This window comes from Roseateles sp. P4_D2, assembly GCF_056401875.1.
The window spans coordinates 205,968-221,475 of sequence record NZ_JBFUIM010000008.1; the positions used below are offsets into that span (position 1 = coordinate 205,968).

The 15,508-nt window shown below is 70.1% G+C and carries 11 protein-coding genes and 1 tRNA gene; 6 read left to right on the forward strand and 6 right to left on the reverse strand.

All coding sequences use genetic code 11. The features are described from left to right. The first annotated feature begins 5 nt into the window (after positions 1-5). The 5 genes from AC1DW0_RS16355 to AC1DW0_RS16375 are packed head-to-tail and all read left to right on the forward strand — an operon-like array spanning position 6 to position 3,954. A complete protein-coding gene (locus AC1DW0_RS16355; protein ID WP_477946907.1) occupies positions 6-716 on the forward strand; it encodes an SURF1 family protein in 711 nt (236 codons plus the stop codon). Further along, positions 667-1,365, forward strand: a complete 699-nt coding sequence (locus tag AC1DW0_RS16360; RefSeq protein ID WP_477946909.1) for an SCO family protein — start codon at positions 667-669, stop codon at positions 1,363-1,365. The genes AC1DW0_RS16355 and AC1DW0_RS16360 overlap by 50 nt, the downstream gene beginning before the upstream one ends. Next, positions 1,362-2,447 (forward strand): COX15/CtaA family protein, encoded by a 1,086-nt coding sequence (locus tag AC1DW0_RS16365; RefSeq protein ID WP_457325419.1) that lies wholly within the window; start codon positions 1,362-1,364, stop codon positions 2,445-2,447. Before AC1DW0_RS16360 ends, AC1DW0_RS16365 begins: the two co-directional genes overlap by 4 nt. Positions 2,448-2,449: 2 nt before the next feature. Next, positions 2,450-3,355: a heme o synthase gene (gene cyoE / locus AC1DW0_RS16370; RefSeq protein WP_477946911.1), complete on the forward strand. Its 906-nt coding sequence runs from the start codon at positions 2,450-2,452 to the stop codon at positions 3,353-3,355. Continuing rightward, a complete protein-coding gene (locus tag AC1DW0_RS16375) occupies positions 3,352-3,954 on the forward strand; it encodes an SCO family protein (protein WP_056199381.1) in 603 nt (200 codons plus the stop codon). Before cyoE ends, AC1DW0_RS16375 begins: the two co-directional genes overlap by 4 nt. A gap of 44 nt (positions 3,955-3,998) precedes the next feature. Here AC1DW0_RS16375 and rpoH read toward each other — a convergent pair whose 3' ends face one another. The 4 genes from rpoH to AC1DW0_RS16395 all read right to left on the reverse strand — a co-directional run bounded on the left by rpoH (position 3,999) and on the right by AC1DW0_RS16395 (position 11,346). Continuing rightward, on the reverse strand, positions 3,999-4,916 hold the full coding sequence (gene rpoH / locus AC1DW0_RS16380) for an RNA polymerase sigma factor RpoH (protein ID WP_477946913.1): 918 nt from the start codon (positions 4,914-4,916) through the stop codon (positions 3,999-4,001). Positions 4,917-5,064: 148 nt separating this feature from the next. Beyond that, positions 5,065-5,565: a chemotaxis protein CheW gene (locus tag AC1DW0_RS16385; RefSeq protein WP_056199375.1), complete on the reverse strand. Its 501-nt coding sequence runs from the start codon at positions 5,563-5,565 to the stop codon at positions 5,065-5,067. Positions 5,566-5,596: 31 nt separating this feature from the next. After that, on the reverse strand, positions 5,597-8,773 hold the full coding sequence (locus AC1DW0_RS16390) for a CHASE domain-containing protein (protein WP_056199371.1): 3,177 nt from the start codon (positions 8,771-8,773) through the stop codon (positions 5,597-5,599). A gap of 5 nt (positions 8,774-8,778) precedes the next feature. Further along, the gene (locus AC1DW0_RS16395; RefSeq protein WP_457444773.1) at positions 8,779-11,346 is read right to left on the reverse strand and encodes an ABC transporter permease; all 2,568 of its coding nucleotides are present in this window, start codon (positions 11,344-11,346) and stop codon (positions 8,779-8,781) included. 286 nt (positions 11,347-11,632) lie between these two features. Here AC1DW0_RS16395 and AC1DW0_RS16400 point away from each other — a divergent pair. After that, positions 11,633-11,706 (forward strand) — tRNA-Gly (locus AC1DW0_RS16400). 194 nt (positions 11,707-11,900) lie between these two features. Here AC1DW0_RS16400 and AC1DW0_RS16405 read toward each other — a convergent pair. Both AC1DW0_RS16405 and AC1DW0_RS16410 read right to left on the reverse strand, forming a co-directional pair. Beyond that, positions 11,901-12,839, reverse strand: a complete 939-nt coding sequence (locus tag AC1DW0_RS16405) for a diguanylate cyclase (protein WP_457324618.1) — start codon at positions 12,837-12,839, stop codon at positions 11,901-11,903. Continuing rightward, on the reverse strand, positions 12,836-15,448 hold the full coding sequence (locus tag AC1DW0_RS16410) for a response regulator (RefSeq protein ID WP_477946916.1): 2,613 nt from the start codon (positions 15,446-15,448) through the stop codon (positions 12,836-12,838). The genes AC1DW0_RS16405 and AC1DW0_RS16410 overlap by 4 nt, the downstream gene beginning before the upstream one ends. Between the last annotated feature and the right edge of the window lie 60 nt (positions 15,449-15,508).

The following is a 15,508-nucleotide window of genomic DNA, read 5'->3' on the forward strand; positions in this document are numbered from 1 at the left end:
CTTGCATGAGCGGTAGGCGCTGGCTGGTGCTGTTGGCGGGCCTGGTGGGCGCCGCGCTGACGGCGCGGCTGGGCGTCTGGCAGCTTGACCGTGCCGCGCAGAAGATCGCGTTGCAAGCAGCCATCGAGGCCGAAGCCGACAAGCCGGCGCTCACCGAGGCCGAGTTGGGCGGCGAAGGCCAACTGCACCGCCGTGTGGCCCTGCGTGGCACCTGGATGGCCGAACGCACGATCTGGCTGGACAACCGGCCCATGGACGGCCGCACGGGCTTCTTCGTCGTGACGCCGCTGCGCCTGGCGGGCCGCGACGCCGCCGTCCTGGTACAGCGCGGCTGGGCGCCGCGCAATCAACTCGAGCGCCAGCAATTGCCCCCCTTGCTCACGCCGCCCGGCGAGGTTGCCGTCGAAGGGCGGCTGGCGACGTCGCCCTCCCGGCTTTACGAGCTGGGCGAAGGGTCGGCCGGCCCGATCCGGCAAAATCTCGACCCTGCGGCCTTCGCCGTCGAGTCCGGCCTGAAGCTCTTGCCGCTGACCGTCGTGCAGACCGCCGCGGATACGCCCGACGACACGTTGCTGCGCCATTGGCCGGCGCCCGACCTCGGCTTGCAAAAACACTATGGCTATGCCTTTCAATGGTTTGCGCTCTGCGCGCTGATCGTCGGTCTCTATGTCTGGTTCCAACTCATCCGTCCCCGGCTCCGCCGTCAGCAGTCCTGAACCGCTGAGCTTCGCGGTGCACAGCCTGCCCGATCCCCGCACGACGGGGCAGCAGCGCGTCGGCCGCTGGAAGATGCTGCTGGTGCTGGCCATGTGCGCGGCGCCGGTCGTCGCCTCCTACTTCACCTTCTACGTCGTCAGGCCCAGCGGCTCGGCCTATGGCGAACTGATCGCGCCTGCCGTCGACATGCCTGCCGACCTGCCGCTCACCGACCTGCAGGGCAGGGCGGTCGCGCCGGCTTCCTTGCGGGGTCAATGGCTGCTGGCCGTCGTGCACGGTTCCGACTGCCCGGCCGCCTGCGAACAGCAGCTCTTCGTGCAGCGCCAACTGCGCGAGATGCTGGGCAAGGAGCGGGCGCGCGTGGACAAGCTCTGGCTCATTCCCGATACCGGCACGCCGCGCCCCGAAGTGATGGCTGCCGTCAGTCAGAAGGGCGCCGAAGTGACCGTGCTGCGCGTGCCCAGGGACCGGTTGGATGCCTGGCTCAAACCCGCCTCGGGCAAGGCGCTGGCCGACCATTTCTACATCGTCGACCCCATGGGCAACTGGATGGAGCGCGCCCCTGCCGAGCCCGAGCCCAAGAAGCTCAAAGCCGATCTCGACAGGCTGCTGCGCGCCAGCGCCAGCTGGGATACGGCAGGCCGATGAACGACCTGCTGGTCCCTCTTGGCCAGGTCGCCGCCATCGGCGGCGCGGTCGCCATCGGCCCACTGCTCTGGTGGCGCCAGCGCTCGCGAAGCGCGACGCCGGCAGGGCGGCTGCGCGCGCTGACCCTGCTGACGCTGTTCCTGACCTTCGACCTCATCGTCTTCGGCGCCTTCACGCGCCTGACCGATTCGGGCCTGGGCTGCCCGGACTGGCCGGGTTGCTACAGCGCTGCAAGCCCGGCCGGCGCCCACGACCACATCGAGGCCGCCCAGACCGCGATGCCCACCGGCCCGGTCACGCACGGCAAAGCCTGGATCGAGATGGTTCACCGCTATCTGGCCAGCGGCGTGGGCCTGCTCATCCTCGTCATGGCTGCGCTGAGTTGGCGGCTGAAGCGGCGGGGCGCAGAGACCGCACCATCGCCCTGGCTGCCGACGCTGACGCTGGCCTGGGTCTGCGTGCAGGGGGCCTTCGGCGCGCTGACGGTCACGATGAAGCTCTTCCCGGCCATCGTCACGCTGCACCTGCTGCTCGGCATCGGCCTCTTGATGCTGCTCGCCTGGCAGCACGAGGCCTACGAGCCGCGGCCGATCATCGCGCCGTCGGCGTTGCGCCGTGCGGTCGCCGTCGTCCTTGTGCTTGCACTTGTCCAGGTCGCCCTTGGCGGCTGGGTCAGCACGAATTACGCCGTGCTGGCCTGCGACGAATTCCCCACCTGCCACGGCGGCCAGTGGTGGCCGCAACTGGACTTCGCGCAGGGCTTTCAGCTCTGGCGCGCACTGGGCCAGCGCGCCGACGGCGGCTGGCTCGGGTTCGAGGCGCTGGCCGCCATCCACACGGCCCATCGCATCGGCGCGGGCGTCGTCTTTGCGGCCATCCTGGCACTGGCCTGGCGGCTGCGTCGGCATGCGGCGAACTGGTCCAACTGGCTGCTCGCCGCGGCTGGCTGGCAGCTCGCCTCCGGCCTGTCCAATGTCGTGCTCGACTGGCCTATCGTGGCGGCCCTCGCCCACACCGCTGGCGCCGCTCTGCTGCTCGCCTTGCTCACCATCTTGCTCGCGCGCCTGAGGGCGCAAACTTGACCATGGCTTCCACGTCCACCGCCAGCGCCTTCGTGCACAGCCCGCGCTGGCAGCAGTTCTACCAGCTGACCAAGCCGCGCGTCGTCCAGCTCATCGTCTTCTGCGCGGCCATCGGCATGGCCCTGGCCGTGCCCGGCCTGCCGTCGCTGGAACAGGCCCTCACCATGCTTGCCGCCGTCGCAGGCATCTGGCTGGTCGCCGGCGCCGCGGCCGCCTTCAACTGCCTCATCGAGGACGGCATCGACGCGCGCATGAAGCGCACCGCCTGGCGCGCTACGGCCAAGGGCGAGCTCAGCCGTACGCAGACGCTCACCTTCTCGGCCCTGCTGTGTGCAGCCGGCATGGCGCTGCTGGGCTTGTACGTCAACGTGCTGACGATGTGGCTGACCTTCGCCACCTTCATCGGCTATGCCGTCATCTACACCGTCATCCTGAAGCCGATGACGCCGCAGAACATCGTCATCGGCGGCGCCTCGGGCGCCATGCCGCCGGTGCTGGGCTGGGCCGCGCTGCGTGGCGACCTCGGCCCCGAGCCCTGGCTGCTGTGCTTGATCATCTTCCTGTGGACGCCGCCGCACTTCTGGGCGCTGGCGCTGTACCGCGCTGAAGATTACGCGCGCGCCGGCCTACCCATGCTGCCCGTCACGCATGGCAACGACTACACGCGGCTGCAGATCCTGCTCTACACCTGGGTGCTGTTTGCGGCCACGCTGCTGCCCTTCCTGACCGGCATGAGCGGCTGGTTCTACCTCGCCAGCGCCGTCGCACTCGGCCTGGGCTTCTGCGGCTATGCCTTCCGGCTGTGGCGCTCGTATTCGGAGATGCTGGCGCGGCGGACCTTCTGGTTCTCCATCTGGCATTTGTCGCTGCTCTTTGCGGCGCTGTTGATCGACCACTACATCGCATGAACACCCGTCGTTTCGCGCTGACCGCGCTGGCCGCACTGTCGTTGGCCGCCTGCCAGAAGGCGAGCCCCGACAAGCCTGCCTTCAAGGGCATCGACCTGACCGGCGCCGAGTACGCCCGCACGCTGAACCTGACCGACCAGGACGGCCGCGCCCGCTCGCTGGCTGACTTCAAGGGCAAGGTGCTGGTGGTCTTCTTCGGCTACACCCAATGCCCCGACGTCTGCCCGACGACGATGGCCGAGGTGGCCGAAGTCAAGCGCAGCCTGGGCGCGGACGGCGACAAGGTGCAGGGCATCTTCGTCACCGTCGACCCGGAGCGCGATACGGCGCAGCTGCTCAAGGCCTATCTGGCCAGCTTCGATCCCAGCTTTGTCGGCCTGCGCGGCAGCGAGGAGCAGACGAAGGCCGCGGCCAAGGAGTTCAAGGTCTTCTACGCCAAGGCGCCGGGCAAGACACCCGAGACCTACACGATGGACCACACGGCGGCGAGCTTCATCTTCGACACCGAAGGCCGCGTGCGCGTTTACGCGCGCTACGGCTCAGGCGCCCAGCCGCTGGCGGACGACATCAAGCTGCTGCTGGCCGAAGCCAAAAAGTAGAAAAGGCCCCGAGGGGCCTTTTACCTGGAGCGGAAGAGGGTCAATCAGGCCGCTTCGGTCAGCGCCTTCTTCATCTTCTTCATCGCCGCCACCTCGATCTGGCGGATGCGCTCGGCCGACACGCCGTATTCGGCAGCCAGCTCGTGCAGCGTCATGCCGCCCGACGAATCGTCGTTCACCTTCAGCCAGCGCTCCTCGACGATGCGGCGGCTGCGCGGGTCCAGCACGTCCAGCGCGCGGTGGATGCCGTCGCCGGCGAGTTCGTCGCGCGAACGGGCCTCGATGACGCGGGTCGGCTCGTGGCTGTCGTCGGCCAGGTAGGCGATGGGCGCGAAGCTCTCGCCCTCGTCGTCGGTCTGCGGCTCCAGCGCCACGTCGCCACCCGACATGCGGGTTTCCATTTCCAGCACTTCCTCGCGCTTGACGTTCAGCGTGCTGGCGACATGGGCCAGTTCGGCCTCGGTGAGCGTGTTGCGATGCGTCTGGCCGTCGGCCTGGTCGGCCTTCATCTGGTGCTTCATCGAGCGCAGATTGAAGAACAGCTTGCGTTGGGCCTTGGTCGTCGCGACCTTGACCATGCGCCAGTTCTTCAGGATGTACTCGTGGATCTCGGCCTTGATCCAGTGCATGGCATAGCTCACCAGGCGCACACCCTGGTCCGGGTCGAAGCGCTTGACGGCCTTCATCAGGCCGACATTGCCTTCCTGGATCAGGTCGCCCTGGGGCAGGCCGTAGCCCATGTACTGGCGGGAGATGGCCACCACCAGGCGCAGATGCGACAGCACCATGCGGCCGGCGGCTTCCAGGTCGCCCTTGTCGCGCAGGCTGCGCGCGGCGGACCCTTCTTCCTCGGCCGTCAGCAGCGGCAGGCGGTTGACGGCGGAGATGTATGCGTCCAGATTGCCCAGCGAAGGCACCATGGCCCAGGGGTCGCGGACGGCAATGGCAGAAGAGGCGGACATCGTCATGAATCCTTGCTAAACCGCGGCGCGGAATGCCGCGGTGAGCAGGATATTAGCACTCTGGTTTGGCGAGTGCTAAGTCAGTTCGTGACGCTGCTGGAATGCAATGTTTCCAACGGTGAAACAGTCAGCGATCGCTAACTTTCCTTCAGTCGACCAGGCCGAAATCCGGGCTTTTGATCATGGCCTCGATATCCAGCAGGATCAGCATGCGCTCGCCGAGCTTGCCCAGGCCGGTGATGAAGCGGGCGTCCAGGGCGGCGGCCACTTCCGGGCGGGGCTTGATCTCGTCGGCGCTGAGTTCCAGCACGTCGGACACCGAATCCACGACGACACCGACGACGCGGCCGGCCACATTGAGCACGATGACGACGGTGAAAGCGTTGTATTCACCGGCCTGGCCCAGGCGGATGCGCAGGTCCACGATGGGCACGATGACGCCGCGCAGGTTGACGACGCCCTTGACGAAGGCCGGTGCATTGGCAACGCGGGTGGGCGGCTCGTAAGAGCGGATTTCCTGCACGCGCAGGATGTTGAGGCCGTATTCCTCTGCGCCGATGCGAAAGGTCAGGAACTGGCGGCCATCGGTGCGTGCCAGGGCCTGCACGGCCTGGGCACCGGTGCTGGGAACGAGATCGGTGGAACTCATCGGGCGCTGACGCGTGTTGGGGACTGGGCCCTCATTCTGCCCCCGCTACGACGGAGCCCGGCGCCAACAATTCATCGACCAGGGCGAGCAATTCACGCACGTCCAGCGGCTTAGTCAGATAGTGCTGGGCGCCCGCCACCTCGGCGGCGGCGATCTGCTCGGGCTGGGCATTGGCCGACACGACGACGACGGGGGGAAGTGGCTGGCCCAGCTCGCGCATGCGGCTCAGCAGCGTCAGGCCGTCGCCATCGGGCAGCTGCCAGTCGAGCAGCAGCAGGGCCGGCGGGCGCTCGCGCAAGGCGCGCAGGCCGGCTTCAACGGTCGGCGCCACTTCCAGCTCGATGCCGGGCCGCTGCTCCAGGATGCCGCGCATGACTTCGGCGTTGAGCGGGTTGTCCTCCACGTAGAGCACGCTCCGCTGGGGGCTGGGGCGCGGGCTGGTCGGTTCGTCCGGGGCCGTCTCCTGGGACAGTGCAGCGGCAGCGCCGCTGGCCGGCAGCCTCAGCACGAAGCAGGCGCCGGGGCCGTCCTGCTCTTCGGCGCGCAGGCTGCCGCCCATCATCTCGGCCAGGCGCTGGCTGATGACCAGGCCGATACCCGTGCCCGGCAGGCCGCTGCGCTCGCGGCCCAGGCGGTTGAAAGGTTGGAAGAGGGCGGCGCGCTGCTCTTCGGTAAGGCCCAGCCCGGTGTCGCGCACGGCGATTTCGACCCACCCCAGCTCAGGACGAGCCACCTCGACGCTGACGCTGCCGCCTGGGCGGTTGTACTTGACCGCGTTGCTGAGCAGGTTGGTCAGGATTTGGGTAACCCGCGTGGGGTCGCCGACGAGGCGCACGGCGGCCGGGTCGATACGCTGGCTGATGGCCAGGCCGCGCTCTGCGGCTTGACCTTGCACCAGCGCCAAGGCCCGGGCCAGCAGCGGCGGCAGCTCCAGCAGCACAGGCTCCAGGCGCAGCGAGCCTGCCTCGATGCGCGACAGGTCCAGCGTGTCGTTGATCATTTCCAGCAGATGCCAGCCGGCCTGGGCGATCTGCTGGGCGCGTGCGCGCTGGCCCGGTGCCAGCGGTTCACCGGCGTCCATCTGCATCAGCTGCGTGAAGCCGAGGATGGCGTTCATCGGTGTGCGCAGCTCATGGCTCATGCGCGACAGGAACTCGCTCTTGGCCTGGTTGGCCGCCTCGGCGGCCTCGCGGGCGCGGTCCAGCTCCTCGATGCGCAGCTGGTCGGTGATGTCCTCGATGATGCCCACCAGCCGGTGCGGCCGGCCGTCCGCGCCGCGCAGCAGGCTGACCAGCACGCGCGCATGGGCGGTGCTGCCGTCGGGACGGATATAGCGCTTCAAGCGGCGGTAGAACGGGATCTCGCCGCGCATCAGCCGGCGTGCCAGGCGGATGTCCTCACGACGGTCATCGGCATGGGTCACGTCGATGGAGCGCTTGTTCGCCAGCGCCTCGGCCGTGTAGCCGACCAGATGGCAGAAATGGGCATTGACCTCTTGGAAGCCGCCGTTGAGGTCGGTGAAGGCGATGCCGATGGGCGCAGTCTCGAAGATGCTGTGAAAGCGCTGCTCGCTCTGGCTCAGCGCGCGCTCGCCCTGGGCGCGGTTGGCAACCTCGCGCTCCAGCGCGGCGGTGCGTTCCTGCACCAGCGCCTCGACATGCTGGGTGCGGCCCGACATCAGCAGCAGCAGCGCGCCCACCATGGCCGTGGCCAGCAGGCCGACGAGGGCGAAGGCCCAGCTGCGCCCCGGCGCCTGCACCAAGCCGGGCAGGTCATAGATGCGAATCTCCCATGACCGGCCGCCGAACTCCAGCGGCATCTTGACCAGGGGCAGGTCGGCGCCCCCACGTTGCACGGCCTCGCAGCCCAGGCGCCCGCCCAGTCGCGGATAGAGCGCGCCGCGCTCCAGGTCGACGAGACAGGCGCCGAGATGCTCGGGCCAGTTGGCCGCCAGGCGCGACAGCAGCAGGTCGGGCCTCAGCGTGGCGAAGACGACGCCGTCCAGGGCCTGCTCGCTGGGCGCCGCCTGGCCCCGGTAGAGGGGCTGATAGACCACGACGCCGACCGCGGCCTCCTTGTCCTGCGACAGCTGGAAGCCCGCCGACGCCACCGGTTTCCCCAGCGACGCGGCGCGCTCGATGGCTGCGCGCGCGCCGGGGATGGTGCGCACGTTCACGCCCAGCGCGCCGGCATTGCGCGACAGCGGTTCGATGAGGCGGATGGCCAGCATGTCCTCGTCCGCCGGTGGGCGCAGGTCGCCGGCACGCAGGCGGTCGCGCGCCTGGTAGCCGCCGGGAAAGGCATCGGCCGCTGCAGCCGCGTTGAAGCGGTCGACGTCGGCGCGCGCAACACGCAGCGTCAGGCCCAGCGCGATCAACGGGCTCTCCTCGGTCAGGAAGCCGCTCGTCGCTTGGGCGAACTCCGCGCGCGTCGGCCTTGGCTTGACCTTGACGAGGCCGTGCACGCCCTCCAGTGCCAGCAGCGGCTCGCGCAGCCGGCCGGCCAGGTCCTGGGCGGCGCTGGTCGCGTCGCGCGTGAAGTCGGCGCGGTTGCGCTGGCGGTCCCATTCCATCGTGACGGCCACGCCCAGGCCCACGAGCAGCGTGGTCAGCAGCATCGGCAGGCCGACGCTGAAGCGCCGCGTTGCCCAGGCCGAACGCGGCTGGCCGATCAGGGCCAGGGTGATCGGCGTGGCGATGAGTACGCCCATCAGGTCGCCGGTCCACCAGATCGTCCAGACCAGGCCCATCTGCGCGGTGGCGATGACGCCGAAGGCCTTCAGCACCAAGCTCGCGCAAGTTGGGCTGACGACGCCCGCCAGCGCCGCCGCGAACAGATAGCCGGCGATCTCGCGCGGCGAGGCCAGCACCAGCGGCCGGCCGCACCAGCGCCGCATCAGCAGCGTGCCGGCCACTGCCTGGGCGGCGGCACCCAGGCCGATGCCCAGGGCCAGCGGCAGCACGCCGCTCAGTTCGTTCATCGTCGTGGCCTGCACGATGAAGGACCCCAAAGCCACGGCCGGCGTGTAGCGCAGGCCCCAGACAAGCAGCACGGCCAGGCCCCAGCCGGCGGCGGGGTAGATGGGCGCGACCTGGTAGGGCGGCAGCACCATCAGCAGGCCCAGCCGCGCCAGCACGTAATAGACGGCGACGATGGCCGCCGACAGCGCCAGGTAGCGGCCCACGTCGCGGGCGCTCAGCGGCCGCATGGCCTTCATTCGGCCTGGGCCTCCCTCAGCGTCTGCACGACGGGCCGCTGCAGCACGCCGCGCAGGCTCCACCAGCCGGCGCTCCAGGCCAGCAGCGCGCCGCAGGCCGCGCCAACCAGCGGCACCCAGGGCTTGATGTGCCAGTCAAACTCGAAGACGAAGCGCGCCAGCAGGGCCGCCAGCACCAGCGCCACAGTGCCGGCCAGGAAGCCGGCCAGGGCGCCGACACCCAGCAGCTCGGCGCGCTGCACCTGGGCCAGCAGCGACGACGGCGCGCCCAGGGCCCGCATCAGCGCGAACTCACGCGTGCGCGCCTCGCGCGTGCTGCCCACGGCCGCCAGCAGCACGACCAGGCCGGTGGCCAGCGTGAAGCTGAACAGGAACTGCACCGCCTGGATGACCTGGTCCAGCACGCCCTGCACCTGATTGAGCTGGGCCGACACGTCGATGACCGTGAGATTGGGGAACTGGCGCGCCAGCTCGCGGTCCAGCTTGGTGGCCGGCGGGCTGCGGTAGGCGGCGATCTGCGTGGACGGCAACTCGGGCAGCTCCGCCTTCTCGAACAGCACGAAGAAGTTGACCCGCATGGACGACCAGTCGACCTTGCGCAGATTGGTGATGCGCCCCTGCACGGGCTGGCCGGCGATGTCGAAGGCCAGCGTGTCGCCGAGCTTCAGGCCGAGCGTCTGCGCCAGGCCTTCCTCGACGCTCAGGCCGGTCTCGTCGGGCTTGGCATCACCCCAGCGGCCGCTGGTGATCTGGTTGTGCGCCGGCTTGTCGGCCGTGTGGCTGAGGTTGAACTCGCGCTCGGCCAGGCGCTGGGCGCGTTCCTCGGCAAAGCGCTTGGCCTGCACGGGCTCGCCGTTGATCGCCGTCAGGCGGCCGCGGATCATCGGGTACCAGTCGTAGTCCTTCACGCCGGCGTCCGTCAGCGTCTTGCGAAAGGCAGTCGCCTGGTCGGGCTGGATGTTGATGACGAAGCGGTCCGGTGCGGCAGCCGGCGTCGCGCGGCGCCAGCTGTCGATCAGGTCGGTGCGCAGCAGCACCAGCAGCGCCAGCGCCAGCAGACCAACGGCCAACGACGACACCTGCATGACTGCAAAGCCCGGCCGTGCCGCGACCTGGCGCGTGGCCAGCAGCAGCCAGCGCGGCACGCCCGCACCGCTGACATTGACCGGCACCAGCCGGCGCAGCAGCCACACCGCCGCCCAGGCCAGCAGCGCGAACAGCAGCACCGCGGCGGCAAAGCCTGCGGCGGCGATGGCGCCGAGCTTCACGTCGCCTGCCAGCACGACGAGGATGGCCGCGAGGCCCGCCACACCCGCGCCGAGCACCAGCAGTGAGCCGGCCTTGGGCGCGCCGAGGTCGCGGCGGATGACGCGCAGCGGTGGCACGGCGGCGAGCTGCAGCACCGGCGGCAGGCCGAAGCCCAGCAGCAGCGACAAGCCCAGGCCCAGGCCCAGCAGCGCCGGCCAGATGCTGGGCGGTGGCAGGTCGACGTCGATCAGCCCGGCCAGTAGCGACACGAAAACCTGGTGCAGGGCCAGGCCGCCCAGCACGCCGACCGCGCTGGCGCTCAGGCCTGCGAGCAGGAACTCCAGGCCGTACGCCCAGGCGATGCGGCGCTGCGGCTGGCCGAGCACGCGCAGCATGGCGCAGTCGTCCAGATGGCGGGCTGCAAAGTCGCGTGCCGCCAGCGCCACGGCCACGGCTGCGAGCAGGGCTGACAGCATGGCCACCAGGCGCAGGAAGCGGGCCGCGCGGTCCAGCGTCTGGCGCATCTCGGGGCGGCCGGACTCCAACGACTCCAGGCGCACGCCGCGCAGCTTGTCCTTCTCGACGAGTTGCTCGGCGCCGGCCACGAAGCGGCCGACGGCACCCGGTGCTGCGCCCGGGCCGGGCACGACCGCCATGCGGTAGGTGAGGCGGCTGGCGGGCTGCACGAGACGGGTGGCGGCGAGGTCGGCCTCGGCCAGCATGACGCGCGGCGCGAAGCTCATGAACCCAGCGCCGCGGTCGGGCTCGGTCTCGATCAGCGCGGCGAGCTTCAGCTTCGCGTCGCCGAGCAGCAGCGAGTCACCGAGCTTCAGCCCCAGGCCATCGGCTACGGCCGGATCGACCCAGACCTCGCCGGCGGCTGGCGCACCGCTGCGGCCGGGCAGGGCCTCACGCAGCTTGATGCTGCCGCGCAGCGGATAACCCGCACCAACGGCCTTCACGGCCACCAGCCGGCTCTCGCCGCCATGGGCTTCGTCGCTGCGCGCCATGCTGGGGAAGGTGGCCGTGCGCACGGTGGTCAGGTTCTGGGCGGCGGCCAGGTCGACGAGGGCAGGGGCCGTGGGCTGGTCACTGGCAACGACTGCATCGCCGCCCAGCAGCTTGGCTGCGTCGCGGCGCAGGCCCTGGTCGAGGCGGTCGGACAGGAAGGCCACAGCGCACAGCGCCGCGACGGCCAGGGCCACGGCCAGCATCAGCAAGCGCAACTCGCCGGCCCGCCAGTCCCGCAGCAACTGGCGCCAGGCGATCAGCAAAGTGGCAGGCGGACGCTGGGCGGGCGAGGCGGAGGACGTCATGCGCGCGACTGTAGCCGTGGGAATCACATCCGGCCCTGGAAACTCGCGCCCCGATGCGGGTGTAGTTCAATGGTAGAACTTCAGCTTCCCAAGCTGACTACGTGGGTTCGCTCAATGACAGCCAGCGGCTGTCATTGGAGGCGCTCAGCGCCGGGCCGAGTACAAGCGAGGCCGAGGAATCGGTCCAGCCGATTCCGAGCATTCCCATCGCCTCTTGGCGTGCTGCTCAACATGACCTCGACCTTCCTGGTCTGAGCCTCTGAGTCACGTAAACTCGCGGCCCATTGCGGGTGTAGTTCAATGGTAGAACTTCAGCTTCCCAAGCTGACTACGTGGGTTCGATTCCCATCACCCGCTCCAAATGCCAACGGCCCCACTCGGGGCCGTTGGCATTTGGGGTGGGGGCTTGGGATGAGAACCCACGGTTCGCTCAAGGACAGCCAGTGGCTGTCCTTGGACGGCGCCGTGCGCCGGGCCGAGTACCAGCGAGGCCGAGGGATCGGTCCGACCGATCCATCGCATTCCGAGCATTCCCATCCCTTCACCACCCCACGTCACCCCTCCACCCAACTCACCCGCCCCCTCCCCGCCGCCTTCGCCAAATACAACGCCTTGTCCGCCGCCTCGACGAGACCCTGAGCCTGCGACCCCGCGGACACCCCCAGACTGATCGTCACGCAGCCTTCCACCCCCGGATGCGGCAAGGACAAGGCCCTCACCGTGTCCTCCATCAACTGCGCCACCCCGATCGCTCCTGCCAGATCGGTGTCCGGCAGCAGGCAGACGAACTCCTCTCCGCCGTAGCGCGCCAGCAGATCGGTCGGCCGCCGCAGGCAAGCCCGCAATGCCGCCGCCACGCGCCGCAGGCAGTCGTCCCCCGCCAGATGCCCCAGCGCATCGTTGTAGCGCTTGAAGTGGTCGACATCGGCGAGCACGATGGCCAGTGGCGAGCGCGAGCGCTGCGCACGTCGGGCCTCGGCGATGAAGCGCTCGTCGAAATGCCGGCGGTTGTGCACGCCGGTCAGCCCGTCGATGAAGGCGAGCTCGCGCAAAAGGTCCGACTGGGCTTTCAAGGTCAGCTGGGTCCGCACCCGCGCCCGCACGACGGTGGGGTTGAAGGGCTTGGTGATGAAGTCGGCCGCGCCGGCGTCCAGCGCGCGGGTCTCGTCCTCGGGCTGGTCCTGCGCGGTCACGAAGATGACGGCGATGCTGCGCAGCAGCGGGTCGGCCTTCAATTCGGCGCAGAGCTGGTGGCCGTCCATGCCGGGCATCTGCACGTCCAGCAGCACCAGGTCGGGCTGGCGGTCGCGGCACAGCTGCAGGGCGCGGCTGCCGTCGGTGGCCATCAGCACCTGGCAGTCGCTCGCGAAGACGCGGTGCAGGGCCTGGATGTTGACCGGCTGGTCGTCGACGATGAGCAGGCGCGGGCGGCGGCCGGCCGGCGCGTGGCCGGGCGTCAGCGGTGCGCGGTCAGGCAGGGAGAGCTGCATCATGGTCGGGCTTCCAGCGTCGTGCGCAGGCGGTGGCACAGCGTCAGCGCAGTGCCGAAGTCGAGGGCTTCCATGGCCGAATCGAGGGCAATCGCGGTGCCTTCATCGGCCTCCTGCCGCAGCCGCTCGCGCAGGCCCTGGTGGAAGTCGAGCGCAGCGAGGTCGGCGCCGTCGAGCAGTTCGGCGAGGGCGTCCACGCGCTGGGCGAGGCTGCCGGGCGCTGCGGGCCGCTGCTGTTCGGCGAGATCGTCGTGCAGGGCCTGGCGGGCGTGCAGGTCGGCGGCGAGCCGGTCCAGCGCGGCGAGGTCGGCCTGGCGGCGCTCGAGAAAACGGCGGCGCCAGTCTTCGTCGGGCGCGCCGGCATGTTCACCTTCGGCGGCCAGGGCCGCCAGTTCCCCCGCGCCGAGCATGGCGGCCAGCCCGCGGTAGCCATGCAGGCCGCGCGTGGCGGTACGGCCGCCCTCGGCCAGGGCCCGGGCGAGCTTGCGATCCTGTTCGTGCAGGGCGGCCAGCGTGCGTTCGAACAGCTCAATGCGGCCGGACATGCGCGCGAGCGCCTCGGCCAGTGCGATGCCGGCACGGCCCGCGTCGGCCAGCAGGGTGGGGGGCAGCTCGGCGGCCACGGTCCTGGGCGCCGTGGGCGCAGCGCCGCAGCGCCGGCTGATCACGGCGACCAGCACGTCGGGGTCGAAGGGCTTGCCGATGTGCTCGTCCATGCCGGCTTCCAGGCAGGCCTGGCGTTCCGCGTCCAACGCGCCCGCCGTCATCGCAATGATGGGCAGGGTCAGGCCCAGCTGGCGGCGGATCAGCCGCGTGGCCGTCGTGCCGTCCATGACGGGCATCTGCACGTCCATCAGCACGGCGTCAAAGCCGCGCCGGCCGCGGGTCTGGGCGAGCAGGGTCAGGGCCTGCTGGCCGTCGCCGGCCAGGCTGACCTGGGCACCTTCGAGTTCAAGCAGTTCGCGCGTGACCTGCTGGTTGCCGGGGTTGTCCTCGACGACGAGGAGATGCAGGCCGGCCAGGCGCTGCGGTGCCGGTTCGGGCGGCTCGCCGTCACTGCAGCGTGCCTGGATGGCCGCGCTGACGGCCTGGCTCAGCAGGGTCGCGGTGATGGGCTTGACGAGGAAGCCGTCGAGCAGGGCCTGCTCGGCCGCGCTGCGCTGGGCCAGGCGTTCGCGGTCGTAGCTGGTGACCATCAGGATCAGCGGCTCGGGGCCGAGGCGCTGGCGCAGGTGCACGGCGGTCTGCCAGCCATCCATGCCGGGCATGACCCAGTCGAGCAGCACGACCTCCGGCGTGCCGCTGGTGATCAGCTCCAGCGCCTCGGCACCGCTGGCCGCCAGGCGTGCCGTCCAGCCCAGGGATTGGGCCAGTGTGCCGATGACCCGGCGTGCCTCGGCATGGTCGTCGATGACGAGGGCCTGTAGGGCCTGGCGCGGCGCCGGCGCGCACTCCTCGGCGGGCAAGGGGAAGCTCAGCGTGAAGCTGAAGCGGCTGCCCTTGCCGGGCGTGCTTTCGATGTGGATGTCGCCGCCCATCAGGCGCACCAGGCGGCGGCTGATGGCCAGGCCCAGGCCGGTGCCGCCGAAGCGCCGGGCCGTTGACGCCTCGGCCTGGGCAAAGCCCGAGAAGATGCGCTGCTGCTGCTCGGGCGCGATGCCGATGCCGGTGTCGCGCACCGAGAAGGCGAGCACGACGCTGCTGGCGTTCTGCGACACGAGCGAGATGCCGAGCACGACCTCGCCGGCCTGCGTGAACTTGATGGCGTTGCCGGCCAGGTTGATGAGCACCTGCTGCAGGCGCAGTGCATCGGCGACCACGACCGGCGGCAGGGCGGGGTCGAGGTCGAACAGCAGCTCGAGCTCGCGCTTGTCGACGTTGGCGGCCAGGATGACGGAGAGGTCGCGCAGCAGCTCGTCCAGGCGTGTCGGGTGCGGGTCCAGGCCGAGGTGGCCGGCTTCGATCTTGGAGAAGTCGAGGATGTCGTTGAGCAGGCCGAGCAAGCCACGCGCGGCGCCTTCGCTCTTGACGGCGTAGTCACGCTGGCGAGCGTCCAGCGGCGTCTTCTGCAGCAGGCGCAGCATGCCCAGCACGGCATTCATCGGCGTGCGGATCTCGTGGCTCATATTGGCCAGGAAGCGCGTCTTGGCTTGCGACGCGCGCTCGGCGGCGAGGCGGGCCTGGGCCTGGGGCGTCAGGTCGAGGACCGTCAGCACGAGGCCACCATCGGGAAGGGGCGCCGTGCGGGCCTCGATGAGGCGCTCGCCGGTGCGGTAGGTCTCGAGGCGGTTGGCGCGCTGGTCGCGGCCCAGGGCCAGGGCCGCGTCGACCGCGGCGCGGGCCTGTTCGCCTTCGCCATAGTCGCCGCGCGCGGCGAAGAAGAGGATCAGGTCGTCGAAGCGCAGCGGCGGTTCTTCGAAAAGGGAGGCCGGCACGTTGAGCAGGCGCTCGAACTCGGCGTTGTGCACGAGGAGACGGCGTTCGGCGTCGAAAACGGCCAAGCCGCAGGGCAGGTGGGCAATGACCTCGCGGATCAACGGGCTGGGCGCGCCGGGCGTGGGGCTCGCGGCTGCAGGACCGGCCTGAGGCTGGGCGTCACCGCCGGCTTGCATGTCCCACGCCATCACGCCCCCGAGCCGCTGCTGCCCAGCCAGCATTGCCGGGCGCTTAGA

Bases quoted from the DNA above. Each gene is read 5' to 3' on its own strand.
- AC1DW0_RS16405 (WP_457324618.1), bottom strand. From the start codon at position 12,839: ATGATGCAGCTCTCCCTGCCTGACCGCGCACCGCTGACGCCCGGCCAC.
- AC1DW0_RS16410 (WP_477946916.1), bottom strand. From the start codon at position 15,448: ATGCAAGCCGGCGGTGACGCCCAGCCTCAGGCCGGTCCTGCAGCCGCG.
- AC1DW0_RS16385 (WP_056199375.1), bottom strand. From the start codon at position 5,565: ATGAGTTCCACCGATCTCGTTCCCAGCACCGGTGCCCAGGCCGTGCAG.
- rpoH (WP_477946913.1), bottom strand. From the start codon at position 4,916: ATGTCCGCCTCTTCTGCCATTGCCGTCCGCGACCCCTGGGCCATGGTG.
- AC1DW0_RS16365 (WP_457325419.1), top strand. From the start codon at position 1,362: ATGAACGACCTGCTGGTCCCTCTTGGCCAGGTCGCCGCCATCGGCGGC.
- AC1DW0_RS16390 (WP_056199371.1), bottom strand. From the start codon at position 8,773: ATGCGGCCGCTGAGCGCCCGCGACGTGGGCCGCTACCTGGCGCTGTCG.
- AC1DW0_RS16375 (WP_056199381.1), top strand. From the start codon at position 3,352: ATGAACACCCGTCGTTTCGCGCTGACCGCGCTGGCCGCACTGTCGTTG.
- AC1DW0_RS16355 (WP_477946907.1), top strand. From the start codon at position 6: ATGAGCGGTAGGCGCTGGCTGGTGCTGTTGGCGGGCCTGGTGGGCGCC.
- cyoE (WP_477946911.1), top strand. From the start codon at position 2,450: ATGGCTTCCACGTCCACCGCCAGCGCCTTCGTGCACAGCCCGCGCTGG.
- AC1DW0_RS16395 (WP_457444773.1), bottom strand. From the start codon at position 11,346: ATGACGTCCTCCGCCTCGCCCGCCCAGCGTCCGCCTGCCACTTTGCTG.
- AC1DW0_RS16360 (WP_477946909.1), top strand. From the start codon at position 667: ATGTCTGGTTCCAACTCATCCGTCCCCGGCTCCGCCGTCAGCAGTCCT.